Consider the following 23,012-nt stretch of genomic DNA (forward strand, 5'->3'; position numbering starts at 1 on the left):
GCTGCATCTTTGTGCCCCTCCGTAGCGATGTTCGGGCAAACCAGTTGCAGTACGACAAGCCGGGCATTTTGATCCTCAAAGCTCGTTCCCCTTGGCGATAGTCGGGCACTTGCAAGCTGCCGACAGCGACGCCGTCTGGTCGGCTCTACTGCCTGCCGCGTGACGGCTCGTCTCGTCCATCATCGTTGCCTTCTAGACAGCAATCCCGGCCACGTCGTGAACCGTCATGCGATGGTCGGCCAGCTGGGTCCACCGGACGCCAACGCTCGACCCCAAGACCCGTACACTGCTCGGTGTCTCCTCAGCCCTGATCACCGACTGCGGTCTGCCCACCGACCTCAACCCGCTGAATGCACTGCGTCTATCGGCACCATGACGATCCACGCCGCCCGGGTCATCAGCCTCACAGCTGGGGCACGGCACGGCGCTGCATCCTCCTTGTCTTGCCGACGCCCTGGGTTGTCGCTCCTACAGACTCACCCTGTGGATCGACGCCGCCAGCGGGCGGTCCTCGTTCCGAGGGTGAGCCTCAGCCGGCGGCTACGATGATGTTGTTCGCGAAAGAGGATTTGCTATGGCGAGGCTTAATCTGAAGGCCGTCGAGAAGCGCGTCGCTCTTCTCGGGGGCCGGGAGTCGTATGATCGCGAGTTCATCTTTGATCTGCTACTCGCTTACGGAAAACCCCTGGGCAACGTCACCCGTCTTCGCAACGGATCCCTCAGCGTCGCGGCCGACGAAGCGACCGAGGTCGCGCAGAAGAATGTCGTCTATTTCAAGGAGACGACCGGCGATCCTCTTGCGGTCATCGACAAGCTGAAGACCTCGCCGTCCGTGGTGAGATACCGCACCCGCTTCGTGATCGTCACCGATTACAAGGAGATGCTCGCCGTCGACACCAAGACTGGCGAGAATCTGATGATTCCGATCCGTGATATCGATCAGCACTTCACGTTCTTCCTGCCTTGGGCGGGCATGGAGAAGGCCCAATACGTCGCTGAGGCTCACGCGGACGTCAAGGCGGCCGAGCGAATGGGCAAGCTTTTCGATGAGCTTCTCATTGCCAATCCCGGGTTGATGGATGAAACCCACGGGCGTCACACGTTAAACGTGTTTTTCGCGCGTTTACTGTTTTGCTTCTTCGCCGAAGATACTGGGATCTTCGCCGAGAGTCAGTTCACCAACGCGGTCGCTTCCCACACCCAGGCCGACGGGTCGGATGTAGGCGATTTTTTGTCCGCGCTGTTTGACGCCTTGGACACCGAGGGCGCCGCTGGCAAGCCGAGGTACCTGGCTTCGTTCCCTTATGTTAACGGCCGACTGTTCACGATGGGCTCCGGTTATTCCGTACCCACCTTCAGTAAGGCCGCCCGTGACCTGCTTATCGCGTTGGGAACGTTAAACTGGAGCGAGATTAACCCGGACATCTTCGGGTCCATGTTCCAGGCGGTCGTCAACCCCGAGGAGCGCAGCGATCTCGGGCAGCACTACACCTCGGTTCCAAACATCCTCAAGACTATCGAGCCGCTTTTCCTCGATGACCTCCGAGAGCAGCTCGACGCCGGCTTCGACTCTATCCGCAGGCTCAAGGCCCTGCTGGAGCGGATCAGCGCGATCAAGGTGTTCGACCCCGCCTGCGGGTCGGGCAACTTCCTCGTCATCGCCTATAAGGAGCTGCGCCGTCTCGAGCATGCGATCTTGGAGCGCCTTGCCGAACTCGACCCCAGGCACCAGGTGCTGTTCGCTCAATCGAGAATCAATATCGAGAACTTTTACGGCATTGAGCTCGACGACTTCGCCGCGGAGGTGGCGATCCTCTCACTCTGGATCGCTAAACACCAGATGAATGCGGAATTTAAGGAGAAGTTCAACCTCTCGATTCCGCTGATCCCTCTCAAAGAGACGGGCCAAATTCGACAAGGAAACGCGGCACGTGTCGACTGGCGGTCGGTGTGTCCTAACGGTGGCGACGAGGAAATCTTCCTCATCGGCAATCCTCCCTACTCTGGATCAAAGCGACAGACGGTGGACCAGAAGGCAGATTACGCCTTCGTCTTCGGGGAGCGTGCGCACTCGAAGAACCTCAACTACATCGCGCTGTGGTTTGTCAAGGGCGCCGACTACATCGAAGGCACCCGCGCCAGGTTAGCTTTCGTTACCACGAAAACGGTTGCCCAAGGTGAGCACGTGGGACTGATGTTCCCGATGATCTTTGACAAGGGCCTTGAGATTGGGTTCGCGTACCCAGGATTTCAGTGGGATAACAACGCGCGGAAGAATGCCGACGTGACCGTCGCCGTTATTGGGTTGCGAAACGCTAGTCGCGAGCCGAAGTATCTGTTTGACGACGGCCTGCAGATTATTGCATCCAACATCAATGGATATCTGGCCGAGGGTGGAAATGTATTCATTATGGCTCGGAGGACGCCACTCTCCAACCTCCCCGCTATGTCTTTCGGAAGCATGCCTAACGACGGCGGAGCGCTGCTGCTTACTCATGCCGACCGTGGGCGGCTCATTGACTCGAACCCCGAGGCCGAGGCGTTCATCAAGCGCTTCCTGGGCGCCAACGAATTCATCGGCGGGGTGGACCGGTACGCCCTATGGATTGAACCGTCGTCGCTGAGCGACGCCCTCAGCATCGCGCCCATAGCGGAGCGAGTCGAGCGAGTCAGGGATCATCGCCAGCGAAGTGACCGATTGGCAACTCAAAAACTTGCTGGCACTCCGTACCGCTTCGGTGAAGTTCGCTATCAGCCAACTGAGTCGATTATTGTTCCAAGCAACTCTTCTGGACTTCGAAAGTACATCCCTATTGGATACCTGGGTCCGGAAACCTTGATCTCCAATACGGGATTCGCAATCTATGGGGCGGGCCCCTGGCTGTTCGCGCTCCTGACATCGCAGATGCATATGGCGTGGGTAAATGCGGTGGCTGGGAGAAGGAGAATCAACTTCAATTATTCGAACACAATCGTCTACAATAACTTCCCCGTCCCGCCCCTGTCGAGTGCAGTGAAAGAATCGCTCACGGTGGCGGCGTTGCGGGTTCTCGATGTCCGCGAGTACCACTGTGAGAGGACGCTGGCGGAGCTGTACGACCCCGACAACATGCCTGCTGACCTCCAGGCCGCGCACGCTGAAGTAGACACACTGGTTGATTCGATCTACTCCAAGCGGGGATACGAGACGGATGAGCAGCGGTTGTCGGACCTATTCGCTATGTATGAGGCGATGACCGCCGAGGAGGCCGCGAAGGCCCCGGCGAAAAAGGCGAGGAGTACGCGTAAGTGAGCCCAGTCACGAGGCCGGCCAATATCGTCGATGTCACGTACGCCCGCACCGGCGGATCGGTCAATACCGACGCGATGGGCATGCGCGAGATGCAGCAGCGCGTCTTCGCCAAGCGCCATGCCCAGCATCTGCTGGTAAAGGCCCCGCCAGCCTCGGGTAAGTCACGTGCACTGATGTTCGTGGCCCTCGACAAGCTGTACAATCAGGGCCGTAGGAAGGCGATTGTGGCGGTGCCGGAGCGGTCGATCGGCGCGTCGTTCGCTTCGACAAGTCTCACCAAGTCCGGGTTTTTTGCGGACTGGGAGGTCAAGCCGAAGCACAACCTCTGCGACCCTGGCTCCTCACAGGGCAAGGTCGGCGCGTTCATCGACTTCCTGAACGGCCCGGATCCGGTGCTGATCTGCACCCATGCGACGCTGCGCTTCGCGTTCGAGAAGCTCGCACCCGATGCGTTCAACGGCACTTTGCTAGCCATCGACGAGTTTCACCACGTCTCCGCCGACACTGAGGCCAGCCGCCTCGGTTCGCTGCTGCACGAGGTCATGAATGGATCGGACGTTCACATCGTCGCGATGACGGGTTCGTACTTCCGCGGGGACTCGGTCCCCGTGCTGTCCGCCGAGGACGAAGCCAAATTCACGCCGGTTACGTTCAACTATTACGATCAGCTCAACGGCTACGAGCACCTGCACTCACTCGGTATTGGCCATCACTTCTACCAGGGCCGCTACACCGACGCGATCGGCGAGGTCTTCGACCTTGACAAGAAGACAATCATCCACATCCCGAACGTGAACTCTGGCGAGTCGACGAAGGACAAGATCGAAGAGGTCGGGTTCATCATCGACTCGATCGGTCACGTCGAGTCCACCGACCCCGAGACCGGCATCATCAGCATCCGTCGGTCCGACACCGGCGCTACCCTGCGCCTGGCTGACCTCGTGGATGACACGGATCAAAAGAAGCGTGCCGACACCTTGCACTACCTCTCCACAGTCGCTTCGAAGGAACGAGCTGCTGTGGACGTAATCCTCGCGCTCGGGATGGCGAAGGAGGGCTTCGACTGGCCGTTCGCCGAGCACGCCCTTACCGTCGGCTACCGGGCCTCGTTGACAGAGGTCATCCAAATCATCGGCCGTGTTACCCGCGACTCGCCCGGTAAGGATCACGCCCAGTTCACGAACCTGATCGCTGAGCCTGATGCCTCCCAGAGCGAGGTGAAGGTGTCGGTGAACAATATGCTCAAGGCCATCACCGCGTCGCTGCTAATGGAGCAGGTGCTGGCCCAGAACTTCGAGTTCAAGACCAAGCGCACCGGCGACGACGAGCCGGCCCCGCCGGGGGTCATCAAGATCAAGGGGTTTAAGGAGCCCAGCACTGAGCGGGTGAAGCAGATCGTCGAGACCGACCTCAATGACCTTAAGGCCACGATCCTGCAGGATGATACTTTCGCAAAAGCTGCCGCAGGCTCGGTGGACCCGCAGACGACGAACAAGGTGCTGATCCCGAAGATCATCCGGGAACGCTACCCCGATCTAGACGACTCGCAGGTCGAGGAGTTGCGCCAGCAGGTCGTCGTGGATTCGGTCATCAAGAACGGCGAGGTCCGCGAGGTCGGCGACAAGCGGTTCATCAAGATGTCCGAGAAGTTCGTCAACATCGACGACGTTAACATCAACCTCATCGACTCGGTCAACCCGTTCCAGCGGGCCTTCGAGGTCATCTCCAAGTCAGTCACGCCGTCGGTGCTGCGGATCATCTCCGACGCGATCACAGCGACCCGTGTCGAGGTCACCGAAGAGGAAGCTTTAACGGCGTGGCCGAAAATCCAGCAGTGGGTGAAGGTCAACGGTCGCAAGCCGAACGTGCGCTCCGACGAGCCGATCGAGAAGCGGTACGCCGAAGTGCTGCTATTTCTGCAGCGGAAGAAGCAGGAACGCGATGCGGTCGCGCGAGCGACACGGATGGCAGACGAGTCATGAGCAGTAGCGCGGACAACGGAGAGGTCGATGCGGTGCTCCCGACCAGCATCGAGGCGATCTTTGACTCCGACTTCGATGGTCTGTTGAATGCGTCCGAGAAGCCAACCAAGACATCTTCGGCAGATCGTCTTGAGCGAGCGTTTCTGGAGGTCGTGGCGTTTCGCCGTACTCACGGGCGAGTTCCCAGCTCGACGACCCGGGACGTCGCCGAACGCAAGCTCGGTGCGCGCCTGGATGGGATTCTTGCGTCTGACTACAAGATCGCAACCCTAAAGCCGCTCGACGAGTTTGGCCTCCTCGAGACACCCGACGCGCCGACGTCTCTCGATGACTTACTGGAAGGCGGCGATCTAGACCTACTCGGCGACGAGTTCGGGCTGCTGGACGTCTCCGACCTGCCGATACGTCGCCAGGTGCATGACTCCGGGGATGCTGCGCGTCGGGAAAAGGCTGAGGACTTCGAGCAGTTTGAGCCGCTCTTTAAGCAGAAGCATGCCGAGCTTCGAGCTGGAGCAAGCAAGCTCCTGCCGTACCCCGGCATGACTCACATCGTTCCCGGAACATTCTTCGTCCTCAATGGAATCATGCTGTTTGTAGCTGAGGTCGGCGAGACGGAGTACAAAAAGACGGCCGTGCGTGAGTACAAGCGCGAGCGGCTCCGGTGCATTTTTGAGAACGGCACGGAGTCGTCGATGTACCGGCAGTCCCTAGCCATTAGGCTGAGCGATGAGGACGGTCAGATCGTCGTTGAGGGTGGGGTGCCCGAAATCCTCGCTGATGACGAGATGAGCGGCTACATCTACGTGTTGCGATCGCGTAGCGAGGACCCTCAGATTGCTGCCATCAAGAACCTGCACAAAATCGGCTTCACGCGAGGCTCGGTCGAGAAGCGGGTCAAAAACGCGGAGAGGTCGGCGACGTACCTAATGGCCGCGGTCGACGTGCTGGCGAGCTACCGCACGTACAACCTGAAGGCGTCCGCGCTGGAGAACCTCCTGCATCGGGTCTTCGCTAAAGCGCAGCTTGACCTCACCCAGGTCGACGCGAAGGGCCGCGACTACGACCCGTCAGAGTGGTTCGTTGTCCCACGGGGGGTGATCGACCAAGCGATCAACCTGATCATCTCCGGAGACATCGTCAGCTACGTTTACGATCCGCAGACACAGAAGCTTGTCAAGCATGGCCAATAGGTTGGGAAGCACAGGCAACGATGGGACCGCCGCTAAGACGAGGCTCGGTTGTCGAGGTCACCATCCCCCCTCCTTCCGGCCTGACATCGACTAGGTCGGGAGCGGTGGGCGGCGCGCAACCCCACGAGCAGGCTGTGGCCGGCCGGTTGACGCCGGTCCAAAGGGCCGCAGAGGCTCCTCGATCAAGGGCGCTTCGCAGGACCCCCGCGTAGCGATGCGAAGCACCCTTGACCGAGGAGGGGCGGCTTGGCACGCCCTGTTGCTATCGCTTCGTGGCCCCTCGGCTTCCTGCGTCTCACGCCAGCCGGCGGCGTCTGACGTGGCTGGCCCGACCGGCTGCGGGACGAGGGCAGACGCGCCCAGGCGGCGGCGCGAGTGGCCAATCCGTTCGCTTTGAGGGCGTACCGAAAGTGCAACTGCTCTATCCCTCTGTCGGAAGCAATCGGTAGGTTCTGACGACTGCTCGGACGGCTCCATTGGTTCGGATGAGGCTCTGTTGTTCAACCATGGCGACGCCCACCTCGACAGCGAAGAGGGCTGCAAGCTCCTCGTCGGCGACGATTTGGCGCTGTTTCGTCTCCGTCTCGGGATCTTCGTCTAGCCTGCGCTCGTGTTGCCGGGGGGTTGCGTAGGTGCCGCGACCGTGTTCGGTGGCCACCAATCCTGCTTCGCGTAACGCGGCGATCGCCTGCCGCACCGTGCCGCGCGCTGCCCGGAACTCAGCGGTGAGTGCACTCTCAGTTGGCAGAAGAGCCCCGGGCGGGATGGCGCCGCTCTCGACGCGCTGTTTCAGCTCTTCGGCGATGGCGCGGTAGCGGGGCTGGCCGTAGTGCGGGGTGGGCACCTGTTCACCGTACCTGGCACTTGTCTTACCAAGTGCCGACCCAGCGACATGTTTCGACGTATAGACAACACGTCCACTTGTAGGTACGTTTCTCTGTGTGCGGCCAGGGTGACGGCTCGTATCAGGGGTGGTGCCGCGCCGGCCCTGGTCGCACCTCATGCGCGGCGTCCTGTCGGACCGGTTGCGGTAGCCGCGCGTACAAGTTGGCTCGGCGATACCCGACCCGTCTGTGTCGGACGGTGCGCCGTGCCTTCATCCGGGCCGGTGGCCGGCTGCATTCCCCCGTGGCTGGCCACCGGTCCCCGCCTACCTGTGGAGGTGCGATGTCCGGCTCTCATCGTCGACGCCGTTGGTTCTCGTCCTGGTGGTCCCGGAAGCGTCCGCTGGCTCCGGCCGCCGACAGCAACGCCTTGCCGACTCGGCGCGTGCCGTCCAATGCCGCGCCGACGTACTGGTGGTCTGCGGGGCCGACGCGGGAGTTGCCCACGCTGCGGTACGCGCCGCTGATGACGCTGGCGCAGTCCTATCGGGGCAATGGTGGGCGGTGGCCGCGATGAGGCGGACGAACAAGCCGGCCGAGATCACGAGCCACCCGGACTGGTGTGCGCCGGATCGCTGCGGCCACCTGGTCCCGCCAGTAATGGCGCACATGGCCCGGCGTCACCGAGGACCGATGCTCCGGGTTGGTGACATCCGGTGGAGCGGAGCCGTCGCGACCTACCTCATCGGTGCTGACGCCCTGGAGCCGTTGGTCGCCGTGCATTCGACGTGCCGGGCGGGGAACGGTTGGGCGGAGTTGTCGCTACCCCAGGTGGCCCAACTGGTCGAACACTTCCGCGGCCTGTTGAGGCAGGCCAGCGGCGACCAGGGAGCGGACGATGAGTGAGGGCCAGCCCATGGCCGAAAGCGTCCCGACGTCGGCCACGTCGGCCGTCTGTCCGGGATGGTGCCGAGGCTGCGGACCGAACGACCCGATGCATCGCGGCTTCATCGCCACCATTGGCCGGGAGCGAACCGGCTGGGTCAGCCTTCAGCTACTCATCGACCGGTTCGCGCGTCGGGACTTGGCCGTCAAGCTCGACGCAACCCGCTACGGCGCGACGCAAACTGTGCTTCTCTCGGCGGTGCAGCTCGACCGGCTGATCGACGAGCTGACACGCGCCCGTGACGTGATGCGAGCACCGGCCAGTCAGGGCCATCGGACGGGGGAGACGGGTTGAATTCCGGCAGCCGTCGGGGCGTCGCCGTTCCCCGTACTCCTGGCCCTCGTCGTGGGCAGCCCCCGCGAGCAGCGGTAGCGGTCCCTCCCGTTCCCGAGCGGCCTTCGGGCGGGACCACCTGGCAGACGTTGGAACGTCTAGGGGGTACGGTGACCGGTGTGCATGGCCGGGACTGGCGCCCTCGTTACCTGCAACTCGCGGAGGAGTTGCGGGTAAAGATCATGGCCGGAGAGATGGCCCCGGGCACCCTCATGCCCAGTGAGACCGAGCTGGCCGAGTCGTCGGGCCTCTCCCGTACCAGCGTCCGCAATGCCATCCGGCAGCTCCGGGAATGGGGCCTGGTCCGGGCCGAGCAGGGGCGCGGAACCTACGTCCGGGCGCCTCGGCAGCGGGTACGCCGTCGCAACAGCGAGCGGTACCAGTGGGAGAAGGACCGGGTCCTACTCGACGAAACCGAGCGGTTGAAGACCGGCGCTACCGAGCACGACACCGGCCTGACCGTCGATGACCTGAAGTTTCATGCGGAGTACTCCCGGGTGGAGGCGGATGCGGAGATGGCGGCGGCCTTGCAGGTCGACCCGGGCACGCCACTGCTGCGCCGGGTCTACTGGACTTCCTCCCGCCACGAGAGCGCACCGCTAACCGTGTCGTACTCCTACCTGCCGTACGACCTGGTGGCCGCGAACCCGGACCTGCTCGACGAGAGCAAGGAGCCATGGCCGGGCGGCACCCAGCACCAGCTCTACACGCTCGGCATCGAGCTGGACCGGATCGACGACGAGATCCGCGCGCGTCCGCCGTCGCCGGACGAGGCCGAACTGCTGGACATCGACCCGGGCGTCTCCGTGCTCACCGTCCGGAAGACCTCGGTCGACACCACGGGCCGGGTCGTCGAGGTTGCCGACGTGGTGATGCCGGGCGACCGGACTGAGCTTGTCTACTCCCACAAGCTCCAGCGGTGGAAAACTTGACGCAGCTCGTCTCGGTTATCACTCCGGTCCATGCGCCCAGCATCGAGCACCTTGCTGGCGCCTACGAGTCGTTGGCCAAGCAGGACATGCCAACCGGGTGGGCCTGGCAATGGCTCGTCCAAGAGGACGGGCAGACCGGCGCCCTGGTCGACGTGCTGCCGGATGATCCCCGGATCAGTCTCGGCACCGGCCGCCCCGGCGGGCCCGGTGTTGCCCGCACCCTCGCCCTTTCCCGACTTGCCGGGCAACTCATCAAGGTCTTGGACGCCGACGACCAGTTGACCCCCGGCGCGCTCGCTCGGGACATCGCCGCCTTCGACGCGCACCCGCAGATCGGCTGGACCACCTCGCGGGTACTCGATCTGCTGCCCGACGGGTCGACCGCCGGATGGGACAAGGATCCAGCCGGCGGCGTCGTCGACCGCGGCGCAGTCCTGTCGTTCTGGCAAGCCAACGACTACCGCGCATCGGTGCACCCGGCGACCCTGTGTCTACGGCGGGATCTCGTCTTCGCCCTGGGCGGCTGGATGGCCCTTCCCGCCTCCGAGGACACGGGCCTACTGCTCGCCGCCAACGCCGTCAGCGCCGGCTACTTCACGCGGGAGTACGGGCTGCTTTACCGCAAGTGGCCCGGCCAGGTCACCAGCCAGGCTGCACACCGGGAACCGGCCGAGTATCAGGCCCGGATGAGGATCATCGAGGCCAGAGCTAACGCCCTGGCGTCGATGCTGCCGAACGGTCTACCGCTCACTCCTCTGGTGTAGCCTCGTGCCCCGGCATCCCGTGGGTACGCCGCCGTTCCTTCATCTCCGCCTCGTAGATGTGCCGCCGACCGCCGGCTAGCTTCTCCCGGGCGTCCCGCTCGATGTCCTGGAACGCCGCGTAGTAGCCGTCGTCGAACTCTTCCACGATCTGGAACGTCCAACGGCCGGGTAGCAGGTTACGGCCTAACAGCTCGTGCTCGACCCGGTCGGCCGTGTCGTCGTGCCCGGCCTCACGGAGCAGCTTCACCACCCGATCAAGGGTGAGATCCGCGCCGCCAACGAGCTGGTGCGCCGAGTACAGGTGACCTCGTACCCGGTGAATCGTCTCAAGCGCTTTGCTCAGTTCTCCGAGAGCTTCGACGGTATTATCGTCGATTCCGTCCGGACGGCTGTGGGCACGATCCACCGCCACCCCCGGGTGTCTCCTACTTTCATGGTCCATGCTCATGCCAGTAACCCCACTGTGTTCGTTCTTGCGGGCAGTTTGACGCATATGTACCCTTGGTTGCTTGTGTAAAACTTGGCGTAAATATCCGATATAGCGGATTGGCGTAGACGCGCCGTTTGTTGGCAGGTCAGTAAAGCTAAATCAGTTGGCTAGCCTTGAATCTTCTGCTGAACCGACAGGAGTCTCGGATGCTCGACATCACCAGGCTATATTTTGGCCGGGCTTCCGCCGAGAGGGATGTGCTGCATGACCCCGATCGGTTCGTAAATACCTATCTCGATCGCTGGAACCTTCCAGGGCGCGTGTTGGATCACGAGACCTTCTTGATCCTCGGACCGAAAGGATCCGGAAAAAGCGCTGCCGCTCAGTATGTGGCGCTAAAGTGGAAGAGGGAAATCGGCGAGCATGCGGTATTTACAAATTTTGTCGACTTTGACGAGCTGAACCGTTCGCAAAGTCCTTTGTACTCGCTTGAGAAAAGGCTGGTTTCCGGCGAGGTCACGGCCCTTACTGATGCCGCATGGAAGCTATTCATTGGCGTGCGCATGCTCGAATCTTTGATTCAAGACGGGGCGTGTGATCTTAGTCGAGACCCACAGGCTCTCAAACTGTTGGCGGATTTGAAGAGCGCGGGCCTGGCTGATGATGATTATCCGAAGGTGCTGCGTAGGATCAGAGAGCGCAAGTCCACGATCAGTATTCCAAAGATCGCTTCGACTGAATGGAAGTCTGCGGACACGGACTCAGTGAGCCTTCCTCAGTTGGGCGACGCTGTGATCCGTTTGGCCGCTGCATCGGTCACGAGTAACAGGCACCTTCTGTCAATCGATGGTCTCGATAAAGCAATCGGAGACAACGAGTCGTACTGGCGAACGCTTGCAGCACTCGTGCGAGCTTCCGACTGGATCTCTCAGCGCCTGCTTCGCGCTGGGAATAGAAGTATCTTTCTGCTAATTATGTGCAGAAATGACGTTTTTCGGCGGATTAACTTCGCCGACTCGGCCAAGATTGCCGCTGATGGTGGTATCAACATTGACTGGGGTGCTGAGGCCAGGGACCCCAGGGATGTCATGCTGTGGGATTACGTTGCACGCAAGGCTCAGGTCGAGGTAAATGACCTGCTGAGTTTGTTGCCCGACTTTGTCGAGCTGGGACCGTCGGCGCGACCTAAGTCCACCTTGCGCTACTTGCTAGATTTCACCAGGTATACGCCCCGGGATATGAATCTACTGTTCGGGGCACTCAAGGAGAAGGCATCTCCTGGTAGATCTTTGTCGAGTTCGCAGGTTCGTTCGGCTGCGGACAACTTCTCCTCCTCTCATCTCTTGTCGGAGATTCTCTCGGAGGCGACGGGCTTGCTTGATCAGCAGGTAATCAACCGGCTTCCACAAGTATTGCAAGCCATGCCTGGGAGGGAATTCACGCGGGAGGCGCTCAAGAGCGCCATCGAAACCGCAGGCATACAAGACTCGGTTACACTTGACGATCTTGCTGAGTATCTCTTTTTGCAGGGCGCTATCGGCAACTTCAGGCCGAACGCCGGATACGTTCAGTTCTACCATCGCCGGAATACTTACGATTACAACCGGTCTGGGCCCTGGTGGATCCACAACGGCCTGATGATTGCGCTGAATATTCCGTTTTCTTCGCAACCCTGATAGGCGCGCGGGTCTGGCTGTAGTTGCTGGCTCGCATTAGCACCTCTGGCTGCATGCCGGGCTACGCCTGCTTGTGCTGTTCCTTCGCTCCGTCTTAATCGCCTTGCGGCTGCGCTGCGCTTTTCGCGCTGCGCTCCGGCGTGTCCTGACCAGCACACGGTGTCGCGATGGTCGAGTGATTAGAGCCAATTGCCGGTTTTAGGTCCGGCACGGTCGCCGCCGCTTGTTGGCTTGTCTGCCAAGTGCCGTCTACCTTGGAGTCTCAACTTGGCAGACATGCCAACAACCTGGAGGTTGAGCGATGGCTCTGCGTGGCGGTACGAGGTTCGCCGTGCGTTGCGAGGACGTGTTCCCGGCGGGATGCGCCCTGGTCCCCGAGTCCCTGGGTGAGGTCGAGGACTACGACGAGAAGACGGGCCGGCGTAGCCCGGCGAAGGACAAGCTGACCGGCCAGCGGGTGTGGCAGGTCCGCGTGATGGACCTGGACCCGGAGCTTGGCAAGCGGTCCCGGGAGACGACGGTCAAGATCTCCGCCGACTACCAGCCAGTCCCGCCGACGGGCGCCCCGTTCGAGGCGGTGGAGTTCGAAGGCATGACGGTCACGCCGTACGTGACCAACAACAACCGGATGGCGTACTCGCTGCGGGCGACCGGTATGCGCGCTCCGGCGGGCGTGACCCCGAAGGCGGCGGCGTAGCCGCATCAGGTGGGGGCGGGGCTGTCAGGTCTTGGCGGACGGCAGCCCCGCCCTCTGTCTCTTCCCCTGCTCTGTCGAGAGAGGTAGTGACGTGTCCAAGCGTAGGCGTTCGCCTGCCCCGGCTCAGCCTCGGTGCGGCGTGTGTCAGTCCCGGTTCGACCCGGCCGGCGGTGTGGCTGACCGCTGCCCGCTCTGCATCGGGCAGCTCGTTCTTCCCTTTCCTCCGGTCCGGGACTCGTCGGGTCGGTTCGTGTCGCTACGGGGTGCGCGATGATGCGCCGCCCGCGTGGCGAGGTGGTGGTGACGACCGCCGGGGATCTGCTGATGATCCAGCCGAAGCGGTTCGTCCTGCCGATGTGGGCTTCCGTGCTCGTCCTGGCGCTGCGCTGGCTCGCCCGGGGCTGCTGGTGGTGCCTGCGCCACCCGGTCACCGTCGGCTTGGTCGTGCTCGCCGTCGTCCTCTATGCCGACTACGGCTGGGCGGGCCTGGTCGTGCCACTGGTCCTGGCGTCGGCGGTGTCCGCGGTGTGGCGCTGGCGTGATGAAACGTCCTGGTGGCGGTGGTGCGCCGGGCCGCTGCTCGGCCGGTTCCGTCAGGTCTTCGTCTACCGGCGGGCGTGGCGCGAGGCCATGACTCTGTGCGGCCTGGCCGAGATGTACGACCGTCGCGCCGTCCTGCCCGAGCTGCTGCGCGTGCGTTCGGATCAGGCACTCGACGTGCTGACCATCCGCATGGTCCGCGGGCAGACCCCTGCCGACTTCCAACAGGTCACGGCTAACCTGGCGTACGCCTTCGGCCGGCGGCACGCCCGTGTCTACTCCGAGCGGCCCGACGACCCGACGACCCGTACCGGCTACTGGGCGCTGCTGCTGCGGCTGGCCGACCGGGTGCGGTTCCGAGACCGGCCGACCGTGGTCTACCTGGTGCTCGTCCGCACCGACGCCCTGCGGCCGGTGGTGGCGCCGTTCGACGCCCCGGCCGTTCCCGACTTCACCGCGCTGCCGCTGGCTCGGCGGGAAGACCTGGGCACATGGTCCCTGCACCTGCTCGCCACGCACGTCCTCATCGGCGGGGCGACCCGGTCCGGCAAGAGCTCGGTGCTCTGGTCGCTGGTCCGGGCGCTGGCCGGCGGCATCACCTCGGGCCTGGTCCGGCTCTGGGTGATCGACCCCAAGGGCGGGATGGAGTTCGCCATGGGCCGGCCACTGTTCGCCCGGTTCGCCTGCAAGTCCTTCGAGGCCATGGCCGATCTCCTCGACGAGGCCGTGGCGGTGATGCGAGAGAGGCAAACCCGGCTCGCCGGCAGGGTCCGGGTGCACACCCCGACCGAGGTTGACCCCCTGGTCGTGGTCGTCATCGACGAGATGGCCGCGCTGACCGCGTACCTGCAAGACGTCGACCTGCGCAAGCGCATCGCCGGCTCGCTCGGGCTGCTGCTGTCCCAGGGTGCCGGCGTCGGCGTCCTGGTGGTGGCCGCGTTGCAGGACCCCCGCAAGGAGGTGCTGCCGTTCCGGGACCTGTTCCCGACCCGTATCGCGCTCGGTCTGACCGAGGCGGCTCAGGTCGACCTCGTGTTGGGCGACGGTGCCCGCAACCGGGGCGCCCTGGCCGACCAGATGCCCCGATGGGCCAAGGGCGTCGGCTACGTGATCCTCGACGGCACCCCGGAACCGATGCGGGTCCGGTTCTCCTACGTCACCGACGACCACATCCGGGAACTGGCCCAGCAGTACCCGGCCCCGGCCGACGCCGCGGACATCCTCGCTCAGGTCGGCCGCGAGTCGACGCCGGAACCGGTCCGGCCGGCCCTGCCCCGGCAGCGTCGCGGGCCACTACTGCCCGACGCGTTGCGCAACATCCTCGACGCCGACGGGGGTGAGTCGCGGTGACCGCCCCGACCTTCTACCGGCTCCGCGCACCGCACCCGGACGGCGCGAGCAGCACTGCGGTGTCCGTCCGCGTCGACCCCGACCGGCCCGACCCGTACCCGGTCTATCTCGCCGTCGGCGGTGGCCGGCGCCGCATGCACCTGACCCCCGACGAGGCGTGGGCGCTGTGGCGCTGCCTCTCCGAAGCGGTCGCCTCCCTCGGCGACCCGCCCGACCACATTCGTACCCGCGTCACCCCGGACCGGAGGTAGCCCCGATGTCCCTCAAGCGCTTCTTCCTCGGCACCCACCGCATCAAGCCGCTGAACATCGACCTCGACGGCTCTCCGGACCGGCTCGCCGCCGCCCTGCACGGCCTGGCGCACATGGTCCGCCGCCGGGACGACCTCGACGGCCAGCGCATCCGCATCACCGTCACCATCCGCATCCCGGAAGGCGACTTCGAATGATCCGCCACCGAGCCGAATCCGGCATCCGGTTGCTGATCCTGCTCGCCATCGGGATCATGGCCGGCGCCGCCGCTTTCACCCACGTCCACGACCTGACCGTGGCCCACGGGCAGCCCGACTGGATCGGCTGGGCCAATGCGGTAGCCGTTGAGCTGATGGCGATCTACCTCGGCCTGGAGATCCGCGCCCGCCGTCGCGCCGGTCGCCCGGTCGGCCTTGTCGGCGTGCTCCTGGTCGCGTTCGCCCTGCTCTCCCTCGCCGCCCAGGTCGCGGAAGCCGAACCGTCCGTGTGGGGCTGGATCGTGGCCGCCGTGCCGTCGCTGGCGTTCCTCGCCCTGGTCAAGGTCGTCCTGTCCAGCGCACCCGCCCCGGCACCCGAACCGGATCAACCGCCGGTCGACTGGACCTACGAGGTTCCCGAGCAAGTCGTCACCGAGCCCGAGCCCCAGCAGCCGACCGCGCCCGCTCCGGCGGTCCGCCCGGCCCCGGCCGCGGTGCTGCCTCCGCTCGGCGTCGTCCAGCCCAACCGCCCCCAGGTCGTCGGGATCATCCGATGACGGCGACCTCCGCCGCCGGCCGGCGGCTACCGGAACTCGTGCACGACCTCGATCAGGCCGACTATGTGGGCGTTGAACTCGTCCAACTCCTCGGCCGGTACCCACAACTCCAGGATGGTCTTCCCGCCGGCCTGGCGGACCGGGTACCGACTCAGGAACTCCGACTCGACCCCGAAGCGGGTGACGTAGCCGACGCCGGACGCGGGCAGGTTCCAGTCCCGGGCGATCATGACCGCGTAGTCCTCGTTCAGGACCGGGTAGAAGATCGGCTGATCCGGCAGGCGCGGCGGCCATTTCCGCCATCCGGACTCGCGGACGAGATCCAGCTCTTCCGGCCCGGTCGGGCGCCACAGCACCGTCGTACCGCCATCGCTGCTCATGTCGACCTCGCCGCTCGGATTCTGGGTGAGCCCGGACAGTACCGGCGCACCCGCGCTCGGGACCACCGCATTCGACCCGTGGCTGGGGTGGGCCGATGACGGCTCCGACTCTGCCCGGCCTCGCCCCTGCCGCCCCGGCCCCGGTTGCTCCTCGGCCGGGGTCGCGGGCGGCCCGCATGGCGCTGCCCCGCTCGGTCGACGTGCTCAAGGAGATCGCCGCCGAGTACGGCGTCTGCGTGCGCCCCCTCGCCATGCGTCGCACCGATCTCGACACCGGCCTGACCGAGGTCATCGACCTGCCCTGCGGCGCGACCCGCGAGGACAAGTGCGCGCCCTGCGCCAAGAAGAACCGCCGGCTACGCCAGGCCCAGATCCGCGAGGGCTGGCACCGCGACGACGAACCCCTACCCGGCCCGGAGCCTGCGACCGAGGCACAGAAGTCCCTGATCCTCTTCCGCGCACACCTGGAGTTCTCCCGCGACGAGGCAGTACGCGCCGCCCAGTGGGAGCAGGTAACCGACCTCGACGAGGCGATCCGCGAGGTAGAGGAAGCCATCGCCGCCGAGGGCCTGCGCGGGCGCGTCGGGCCACCTCACGCCACCGACGACGAGGACTCCGACGACGAACCCGGCCGCCGGCGCAAGCGTTCCACCAAGCGACGTCAGGACGCCCCCGAGCTACCTCGGCGCAAGGTCGAGCGGCGCACTGTTGGCAAGACCTACACCGCTTCGGACGGCGCGACGTTCCGGCCGTCGATGTGGCTCACGCTCACCCTCGACTCGTACGGCCCGGTCCGCCCCGATGGCACCCCGCTCAACCCCGATCGGTACGACTACCGCCGCGCCGCCTGGGACGCAGTGCACTTCCCCCGCCTGCTCGACCGGTTCTGGCAGAACCTGCGCCGCTGCGAGGGCTGGAACGTCCAGTACGCCGGCTGCGTCGAGCCGCAACGTCGCCTCGCCCCACACGCCCACTTCGCCATCCGGGGCACCATCCCCCGGGACGTGCTGCGCACCGTGGCGGCGGCGACCTATCACCAGGTGTGGTGGCCGGCGGTTGACGCCCAGCGGTACACCCTCGACCGGCTCCCCGTCTGGGACGACCAGGCAGCCGGGTGGGTCGACCCCGATACCCGGGAGCCGCTGACCACCTGGACGGAAGCCCTCGACGCAATCGACGACGACCCGGACGCCGAACCGGTGCACGTCGTCCGCTTCGGCGCCCAGGTCGACGCCCGCGGCGTCATGCCCGGCACCGAGGACGCCGAACGGACCATCCGGTACGTCACGAAATACATCACCAAGCACACCGGCGACGTCCACAAGGCCACCACCGACCGGCAGCGCAAGCACCTCGACCGGCTCTGGCAGCAACTCCAGATCACCCCCTGCACGGAGCGATGCGCCAACTGGCTGCTCTACGGCGTCCAGCCCAAGAAGGCGCACGCCAAGCTCAAGCCCGGCCGCTGCAAGGGCAAGGTCCACCAGCGCGACACCCTCGGCATCGGCGGCCGGCGCATCCTCATCTCCCGCGACTGGTCCGGCAAGACCCTCGCCGACCACAAGCACGACGCGCGCGCCTGGGTCCGGGCACTGCTCGGCGCCACCACCGACAGCGCCACCGCCGGGCAGCTCGCCGACGACCAGGGCGCCACCGCCGAACGGATCCGGCACGCCTGGGAACTCGCCCGACCCGACGACCCCGACGTGGGACCGCTGGCCCACCGGCTCATGCGCTCCATCAGCGAACGCGCCCGCTGGCGGTCCGAACTACTCGCCGCCAAGGACCGGGCCGCCCAGGGGTCGCCAGATCTTTCGGCAACTCAGCACGACGCACAGCACCACGGGGAGGTAAGGCAGTGAACGAGGAGTTGTTGACCGTGCCGGAAGTGCTCGCCGAGCTGCGGGTACCGCGTTCGACCTGGTTCTACTGGCGGCAGACCGGCAAGGGACCACGGGTGATCAAGCTCCCGAACGGGCAGCTTCGGGTCCGCCGGTCGGCGCTTGGTCGGTGGCTCGGTGAGCTGGAGCAGGACGCGGCGTGAAGAGTTACGAGGTCCAGATCTGGGAGATCACCAAACGCGCCGACCGGAAGGCGCGACCCTGGCGAGTTCGCTGGGCAGTCAGCGGCCAACGCTTCGAGGAGATGTTCCGTACCAAGGCCCTGGCGCACTCGTTCCGCGCAGAGCTGGTCCAGGCGGCCAACGCGGGGGAGCCCTTCGACCCGGCCACCGGCCGCCCGGTCTCCGAGGCCAGAGCCAGGAACACCACCACCTGGTACGCGCACAGCCGCGCGTACGTCGAGATGAAGTGGCCCCGGGCGGCGGCCAAGACCCGGCGGTCGATCGTCGAGGCGCTGACCTCGATCACGGTGACCCTGACCCGCCCGGCCAAGCGGGGCCGACCGGCGGAACCCCTGCTCCGTGAGGCGCTGTACCTCTACGGCCTCAACCCGCGCCGCTGGTCCAACGAGATCCCCACCGAGCACGCGGCGGCGCTGGCCTGGCTGGAAACGGCCTCCCTGCCGGTCGTCGAGCTGGATTCGCCGGCGATGGTCCGCCGAGTCCTCGACAGCCTCTGCGTCCGGCTCGACGGCAAGCCCGCGGCTGCCTCCACCGTCCAGCGGAAGCGGGCCACCTTCTACAACGTGCTCGGGTACGCCGTCGAGCTGGAGCTGATCGACTCCAACCCGGTCGACAAGGTCCAGTGGACCGCTCCCGAGGTGGCGCAGTCCATCGACCGGCGGGTGGTGGCGAACCCGGCCCAGGTCGCCACGCTGCTGGAGGCGGTGAAATCTCTCGGCAAACGGGCGGACAAGGTCACGGCGTTCTTCGGCTGCCTCTACTACGCGGGCATGCGGCCCTCGGAAGCGGCCGACCTGCGGCGGGAAGACTGCGACCTGTCGGGGCGGTGCGCCGACTGCGGCGCGGGCTTCGACGACCTGGCGGCGGTCAAGCCTTCCCGGTCCTGTGAGCACGAGAAGATCGAATATCGCTGGGGCCGCCTGGTGCTCGCCGGCACATCGCCGTGCGCCGGCTCGCATTGGACCGATGACGGCGGCTCGCACGAGCGGCGCGGTCTCAAGCACCGGGGGAGGGCCGAAACTCGGACGGTCCCGATCCCGCCCCGACTCGTCGAGCTGCTGTGCGAGCACGTCGACAACCACGGGATCGGTCCGGATGGTCGGTACTTCCGCGGCCTGCACGGCGGACCGCTCTCCGAGTCGGTCTACGACCGGTGGTGGAAGCTCGCCCGGGAGAAGGCGTTGACCGAATCACAGGTCGCCTCGCCGCTCGTTCGCCGGCCCTATGACCTGCGGCACGCGGCAGCCTCGCTCTGGCTGAATGCCGGCGTCCCGCCGACCGAGGTCGCCCGGCGCTTGGGCCACGGCGTCGCCGTCCTGCTCCGCGTCTACGCCAACTGCATCGACGGCGGCGACGACACCATGAACGACAAGATCGGCGAGGCTCTCGGCTGATGGCAGAACTGAGGAGAGGGCAGACCGGCGCGGAGGTGAGCCCTAGGCTGACGCGATGTTGGCGGAGCGTGGAGTGATCGATCTAGACGAAGATGGTCGCCAGTCAGCGGTGGACCGCCCTGACCGCCTGATGCGCAGGTCAAGGGTCGTTCGGCTGGTCGCGGCCTTGCTGATCGGTGCTGTGCTTGGTGGTGTCGGTGTCAACGAGCTGCGAAAATCGCAGGAAGAGCGGGACCGGGTTAGGTCGGTATCACTCGTCGCAATCCCTGTGTCGGCAGGAACCGGCGGCGGGGACGTCAAAGGCGTCTTCCAGATGGATGGACAGCTGGCAGTGATCAACACTGGCCCTGCGCCGATCACGCTTGTTGCGGTTGCCGGGGAAGGACCGGGCGTTCTGGTACGTGGTACCGGAGAGTCCCTGTTGCTACGTCCCGGCGGTACCGGATGGGTCAAAGTCAAGCTGAGGCTCGAATGTGCGACTGCGTTCGGGACTGAGCCTCTGTCGATGCGACTGTCGGTCGAGACCGCGGACCGGCAGGCGAGCGAGGTCGCCTATACCGTCGCCGTGGCGGGGAGCGTCTGGCACCTCGGCGCCGAACGACCGTGTGAGCACGTCCTTCGAGAAGGTCAATCGTGATGGTAGGTGGGCAGTGTCGGGGCGTGGGCGGATGGTGGGCGCTCGTATGCGGGCGCGGTGGTCGATGTAGAGAAACAGCAGGTCAACGCCGCTAGTCAGGGCAAGATCACGGACGCCCTGTAAATCCGTCGCGAAAGCTACAGAGGTTCGAATCCTCTACCCGCCACCAGGGATCGGCAAGGCCCTTGACCTGCGGAAATGCAAGGTTGGGGGCCTTCGTCGTCTCCGCGCGGTTTTACCACGGTCGACCCTGCTAGTCCGTCTGATCGGGCATGTAGCTGGCACGTACTGATGGGAGACGAGATGCCAGAGGGAAGGCCACCGATCCCCATGGCGATACAGCGGGACGTCCTGGTCGAGGCCGGCCACCGCTGCGCGATCCCGACGTGTCGCCAGGTGCCAACGGAGTTCGCTCACATTGACCCTTGGTGCAAGGTCCAAGAGCACACCTTCGCGAACATCATCGCTCTCTGCCCGACGTGTCACTCCCGTTACGATCAAGGGCACATCGATCGCAAGGCAATGTTCCAGTACAAGGCAAACCTCTCTGTTTTGAACCACCGCTACGGCGACCTTGAACGCAGGTTGTTGGAAATCTTCGCGGCGGAGCCCGAGATGTCCGTGATCCAGCTACCAGGTGGCTTCAGGATCATGCTTAGCTACCTGATCCGCGACGGTCTGCTGGTGCCGGTCGACCTGGGAGGACCGAAGGGCTTCATCATGGGGATGCCCATGATGAAGCATTTTGGCCTCACCCAGAGCGGCCGAGAGTTCGTTACGCGCTGGGCGCAAGCTCAACCGGTGGGCTGAGCCATTGCCCTTGCAAGGATCAAGCCTGTTTGTCGGCTGGCGTCGACTGGTGCGGCTGACCTGCTCAACTCGTCGGTTGCCGCCGCTCGTCATCCACGCCTGTCGGCCAGCTTGGTTTTACCGGTGGCCGTACAGCCCAACGGACGTGCGGCCACGTGGGCAGCGGCCATCACCGGGATGCGGCCCGCTTGGCGTCCATCAGCTCAAGCACCTCGTCGCTGAGTCCGTGGATCGTGATGTCGTCGCGGTGGCTCTCCCACCGCTCGCGGTCGAGCACCAGGTTGATCTGCTCCTGGCGGGCACCCTCGAAAGCCCGGATTGTGGTGCCGTTCGACTGATAGCCAAGCGACCACGAGACTCCCAGCGACGGCGCGTTGGTGGACCAGGCGGCGGACTCGGCGCGCTCCGCTCCCAGCCCGGCGAACGCGAGGTGCAGGATGGCGGCCCGCATCTCCTTGCCGTAACCACGCCGCTGGAACCGCCGCGCGATCCATGACCCCGTCGAGACGGTCTTGGTGATCCCGAAGCCCTGCGCGCCGATCTCCTGCACCCCGACGCAGACGCCATCGACCTTCACAGCCATTACCAGGTTCCATCTGCCCGGCCGCCAGTCCGCCAGGGACGCCCAGCAGTACCGCAGGAACGACCACTCGGCCTGGGGAGACGGCCCCGACTCCCACCCCGCTACCGGCGAACGCGCCAGAAAGCGGTCCTGCGGATCGTAGATGCCGGCTGCCGCATGAATCGCCAGTTCGGCAAGCTCGTCCTCACCCGGTACAACCAGCTCAAGCACGGACGTCGTCACCCGCACACCGCGCACGGGCCAGATATCGACCAACGTCATCCGAGCATCATGCCCTGCCCTGCCCTCTGCCGTCGCCCAAAGGGGTTGGCGGATCTCCTTGCCGGGCAGTCGTAGACAGTCCAGCCTTCCCGAACGGGGACGCCCTACCGGACGAACGACCTTGGCCCCGTCCGGAAGGCTGGTAGCCCTTGTGGTGCCGGCCCGCCCGCTAGGCCCAGCGTCCGGGACGTGCAGTCGCTCAATCGGCAGCATCCTGCGACCTCGGCCTCCTCGATTTAGGGAGTGGCTATGGCTGTCGTTCCGGAGGTTCAGACCCGACATCTGAATCGGCTCTGCGGTGTGGTGGCGATTGGGAGGCCGAGAGGCAGGAGGCCGAACCGCCGGTACAGGCTGGATCGGGGCGACGGGGGCCGGAGACGCCGACGACACCTGCGGAACTTGATCGGACCCCGCTCCGCGTACTCACACGAGGACCGCACCTCGTAGGTCCCTGACCGCACGTCGTCCCTGAGTCGGCCACTAGCCCTGCCGCTGCGCCGTCGCCCCAGGTGGGCTGTCGGACCGGCATCTGTCGGGCATGGGAGGAGAGATGAGCCGGAGAGCCCTTGACTGATGATTGACACGGTTCGTCCGGCGTGAAACCTTGCCTCAGGTATCGATGATGGTAGAGGCTGTCCGGGGAGCGGGAGGCCGAGGCGCGTGAGCCGTCACTGTGGCTGCGCGTGAGTCGGTGGAGGGCCTGATGAGGGAATCAGACGATAAGGTGCGCTTTACGCCTGAAGTCGCTGTGCGCGCCTTTCGTGGCGGCGGCCGGACTGATCGTGACCTCATCCTGGGCCGGAGGGTCGGGGCACGCCTGACGAACGGATGATTCCTCTGTTCGGGGCGTCATGGAGGCACGCGCAGCGCTTTTGTGGGTGCGTGTGGTGTGGCACGATCGTG

Annotated in this window: 21 protein-coding genes; 17 read left to right on the forward strand and 4 right to left on the reverse strand. The window is 65.1% G+C overall.

Going from position 1 to position 23,012, the window contains the following annotated elements:
- Positions 1-574 precede the first annotated feature (574 nt).
- Genes AB0B20_RS25665 through AB0B20_RS25675 form a run of 3 tightly spaced genes read left to right on the forward strand, consistent with a single transcriptional unit; the run spans position 575 to position 6,464 of the window.
- Positions 575-3,292, forward strand: coding sequence for a DNA methyltransferase (locus AB0B20_RS25665; RefSeq protein ID WP_357474161.1), 2,718 nt, complete (start codon positions 575-577; stop codon positions 3,290-3,292).
- A complete protein-coding gene (locus AB0B20_RS25670; RefSeq protein ID WP_357474165.1) occupies positions 3,289-5,274 on the forward strand; it encodes a DEAD/DEAH box helicase in 1,986 nt (661 codons plus the stop codon). The genes AB0B20_RS25665 and AB0B20_RS25670 overlap by 4 nt, the downstream gene beginning before the upstream one ends.
- Positions 5,271-6,464 carry a GIY-YIG nuclease family protein gene (locus AB0B20_RS25675; protein WP_357474168.1) on the forward strand — a complete coding sequence of 398 codons (1,194 nt, stop codon included), beginning with the start codon at positions 5,271-5,273 and terminating at the stop codon, positions 6,462-6,464. Before AB0B20_RS25670 ends, AB0B20_RS25675 begins: the two co-directional genes overlap by 4 nt.
- 421 nt (positions 6,465-6,885) lie before the next feature.
- On the opposite strand, the gene AB0B20_RS25680 is transcribed toward AB0B20_RS25675, so the two are convergent.
- Complete coding sequence (locus tag AB0B20_RS25680; RefSeq protein WP_357474171.1) at positions 6,886-7,308, reverse strand: GntR family transcriptional regulator; 423 nt, start codon at positions 7,306-7,308, stop codon at positions 6,886-6,888.
- An 878-nt stretch (positions 7,309-8,186) separates the two neighbouring features.
- Here AB0B20_RS25680 and AB0B20_RS25685 point away from each other — a divergent pair.
- The 3 genes from AB0B20_RS25685 (at position 8,187) to AB0B20_RS25695 (ending at position 10,263) form a co-directional block, all read left to right on the forward strand.
- Positions 8,187-8,528, forward strand: a complete 342-nt coding sequence (locus AB0B20_RS25685; protein WP_357474174.1) for a precorrin-4 C11-methyltransferase — start codon at positions 8,187-8,189, stop codon at positions 8,526-8,528.
- Positions 8,529-8,677: 149 nt separating this feature from the next.
- Positions 8,678-9,499, forward strand: coding sequence for a GntR family transcriptional regulator (locus AB0B20_RS25690; protein ID WP_357474177.1), 822 nt, complete (start codon positions 8,678-8,680; stop codon positions 9,497-9,499).
- Positions 9,487-10,263: a glycosyltransferase gene (locus AB0B20_RS25695; protein WP_357474180.1), complete on the forward strand. Its 777-nt coding sequence runs from the start codon at positions 9,487-9,489 to the stop codon at positions 10,261-10,263. Before AB0B20_RS25690 ends, AB0B20_RS25695 begins: the two co-directional genes overlap by 13 nt.
- Here AB0B20_RS25695 and AB0B20_RS25700 read toward each other — a convergent pair.
- A complete protein-coding gene (locus tag AB0B20_RS25700) occupies positions 10,247-10,705 on the reverse strand; it encodes a hypothetical protein (RefSeq protein ID WP_357474227.1) in 459 nt (152 codons plus the stop codon). The genes AB0B20_RS25695 and AB0B20_RS25700 overlap by 17 nt on opposite strands.
- Before the next feature lie 194 nt (positions 10,706-10,899).
- On the opposite strand from AB0B20_RS25700, the gene AB0B20_RS25705 reads away from it, so the two are divergent.
- The 6 genes from AB0B20_RS25705 (at position 10,900) to AB0B20_RS25730 (ending at position 15,961) form a co-directional block, all read left to right on the forward strand.
- The gene (locus AB0B20_RS25705) at positions 10,900-12,369 is read left to right on the forward strand and encodes a hypothetical protein (RefSeq protein ID WP_357474183.1); all 1,470 of its coding nucleotides are present in this window, start codon (positions 10,900-10,902) and stop codon (positions 12,367-12,369) included.
- A gap of 301 nt (positions 12,370-12,670) precedes the next feature.
- Complete coding sequence (locus tag AB0B20_RS25710; protein ID WP_357474186.1) at positions 12,671-13,066, forward strand: transcriptional regulator; 396 nt, start codon at positions 12,671-12,673, stop codon at positions 13,064-13,066.
- 273 nt (positions 13,067-13,339) lie between these two features.
- Complete coding sequence (locus AB0B20_RS25715) at positions 13,340-14,956, forward strand: FtsK/SpoIIIE domain-containing protein (RefSeq protein WP_357474189.1); 1,617 nt, start codon at positions 13,340-13,342, stop codon at positions 14,954-14,956.
- Complete coding sequence (locus tag AB0B20_RS25720) at positions 14,953-15,207, forward strand: hypothetical protein (protein WP_357474192.1); 255 nt, start codon at positions 14,953-14,955, stop codon at positions 15,205-15,207. Before AB0B20_RS25715 ends, AB0B20_RS25720 begins: the two co-directional genes overlap by 4 nt.
- Positions 15,208-15,212: 5 nt before the next feature.
- Positions 15,213-15,404 (forward strand): hypothetical protein, encoded by a 192-nt coding sequence (locus AB0B20_RS25725; protein WP_013473706.1) that lies wholly within the window; start codon positions 15,213-15,215, stop codon positions 15,402-15,404.
- Complete coding sequence (locus tag AB0B20_RS25730; RefSeq protein ID WP_357474195.1) at positions 15,401-15,961, forward strand: DUF2637 domain-containing protein; 561 nt, start codon at positions 15,401-15,403, stop codon at positions 15,959-15,961. The genes AB0B20_RS25725 and AB0B20_RS25730 overlap by 4 nt, the downstream gene beginning before the upstream one ends.
- Before the next feature lie 26 nt (positions 15,962-15,987).
- Here AB0B20_RS25730 and AB0B20_RS25735 read toward each other — a convergent pair whose 3' ends face one another.
- Entirely contained in the window at positions 15,988-16,341 is a 354-nt protein-coding gene (locus AB0B20_RS25735; RefSeq protein WP_357474198.1) for a hypothetical protein, read from the reverse strand.
- A 95-nt stretch (positions 16,342-16,436) separates the two neighbouring features.
- On the opposite strand from AB0B20_RS25735, the gene AB0B20_RS25740 reads away from it, so the two are divergent.
- The 5 genes from AB0B20_RS25740 to AB0B20_RS25760 all read left to right on the forward strand — a co-directional run bounded on the left by AB0B20_RS25740 (position 16,437) and on the right by AB0B20_RS25760 (position 21,265).
- Entirely contained in the window at positions 16,437-18,203 is a 1,767-nt protein-coding gene (locus AB0B20_RS25740) for a replication initiator (protein WP_357474201.1), read from the forward strand.
- Positions 18,200-18,385: a helix-turn-helix domain-containing protein gene (locus AB0B20_RS25745; RefSeq protein ID WP_018784531.1), complete on the forward strand. Its 186-nt coding sequence runs from the start codon at positions 18,200-18,202 to the stop codon at positions 18,383-18,385. The genes AB0B20_RS25740 and AB0B20_RS25745 overlap by 4 nt, the downstream gene beginning before the upstream one ends.
- Complete coding sequence (locus AB0B20_RS25750) at positions 18,382-19,818, forward strand: site-specific integrase (RefSeq protein WP_357474203.1); 1,437 nt, start codon at positions 18,382-18,384, stop codon at positions 19,816-19,818. Before AB0B20_RS25745 ends, AB0B20_RS25750 begins: the two co-directional genes overlap by 4 nt.
- Before the next feature lie 55 nt (positions 19,819-19,873).
- Positions 19,874-20,455 carry a hypothetical protein gene (locus tag AB0B20_RS25755; RefSeq protein WP_357474206.1) on the forward strand — a complete coding sequence of 194 codons (582 nt, stop codon included), beginning with the start codon at positions 19,874-19,876 and terminating at the stop codon, positions 20,453-20,455.
- A gap of 303 nt (positions 20,456-20,758) precedes the next feature.
- Entirely contained in the window at positions 20,759-21,265 is a 507-nt protein-coding gene (locus AB0B20_RS25760; protein WP_357474209.1) for an HNH endonuclease signature motif containing protein, read from the forward strand.
- A gap of 169 nt (positions 21,266-21,434) precedes the next feature.
- Here the strand turns inward: AB0B20_RS25760 and AB0B20_RS25765 are convergent, their stop codons facing one another.
- Positions 21,435-22,109, reverse strand: coding sequence for a GNAT family N-acetyltransferase (locus AB0B20_RS25765; protein ID WP_357474212.1), 675 nt, complete (start codon positions 22,107-22,109; stop codon positions 21,435-21,437).
- Positions 22,110-23,012: the final 903 nt, after the last annotated feature.

This window comes from Micromonospora sp. NPDC049151 (assembly GCF_040648395.1).
In the GTDB taxonomy this organism is placed as follows: domain Bacteria; phylum Actinomycetota; class Actinomycetes; order Mycobacteriales; family Micromonosporaceae; genus Micromonospora.

Coding starts and splice junctions, on each gene's coding strand:
- AB0B20_RS25700 (WP_357474227.1), bottom strand. CDS start 10,705: ATGGACCATGAAAGTAGGAGACACCCGGGGGTGGCGGTGGATCGTGCC.
- AB0B20_RS25685 (WP_357474174.1), top strand. CDS start 8,187: ATGAGTGAGGGCCAGCCCATGGCCGAAAGCGTCCCGACGTCGGCCACG.
- AB0B20_RS25755 (WP_357474206.1), top strand. CDS start 19,874: ATGTTGGCGGAGCGTGGAGTGATCGATCTAGACGAAGATGGTCGCCAG.
- AB0B20_RS25715 (WP_357474189.1), top strand. CDS start 13,340: ATGCGCCGCCCGCGTGGCGAGGTGGTGGTGACGACCGCCGGGGATCTG.
- AB0B20_RS25705 (WP_357474183.1), top strand. CDS start 10,900: ATGCTCGACATCACCAGGCTATATTTTGGCCGGGCTTCCGCCGAGAGG.
- AB0B20_RS25710 (WP_357474186.1), top strand. CDS start 12,671: ATGGCTCTGCGTGGCGGTACGAGGTTCGCCGTGCGTTGCGAGGACGTG.
- AB0B20_RS25675 (WP_357474168.1), top strand. CDS start 5,271: ATGAGCAGTAGCGCGGACAACGGAGAGGTCGATGCGGTGCTCCCGACC.
- AB0B20_RS25735 (WP_357474198.1), bottom strand. CDS start 16,341: ATGAGCAGCGATGGCGGTACGACGGTGCTGTGGCGCCCGACCGGGCCG.
- AB0B20_RS25765 (WP_357474212.1), bottom strand. CDS start 22,109: ATGACGTTGGTCGATATCTGGCCCGTGCGCGGTGTGCGGGTGACGACG.
- AB0B20_RS25665 (WP_357474161.1), top strand. CDS start 575: ATGGCGAGGCTTAATCTGAAGGCCGTCGAGAAGCGCGTCGCTCTTCTC.
- AB0B20_RS25730 (WP_357474195.1), top strand. CDS start 15,401: ATGATCCGCCACCGAGCCGAATCCGGCATCCGGTTGCTGATCCTGCTC.
- AB0B20_RS25760 (WP_357474209.1), top strand. CDS start 20,759: ATGCCAGAGGGAAGGCCACCGATCCCCATGGCGATACAGCGGGACGTC.
- AB0B20_RS25725 (WP_013473706.1), top strand. CDS start 15,213: ATGTCCCTCAAGCGCTTCTTCCTCGGCACCCACCGCATCAAGCCGCTG.
- AB0B20_RS25740 (WP_357474201.1), top strand. CDS start 16,437: ATGACGGCTCCGACTCTGCCCGGCCTCGCCCCTGCCGCCCCGGCCCCG.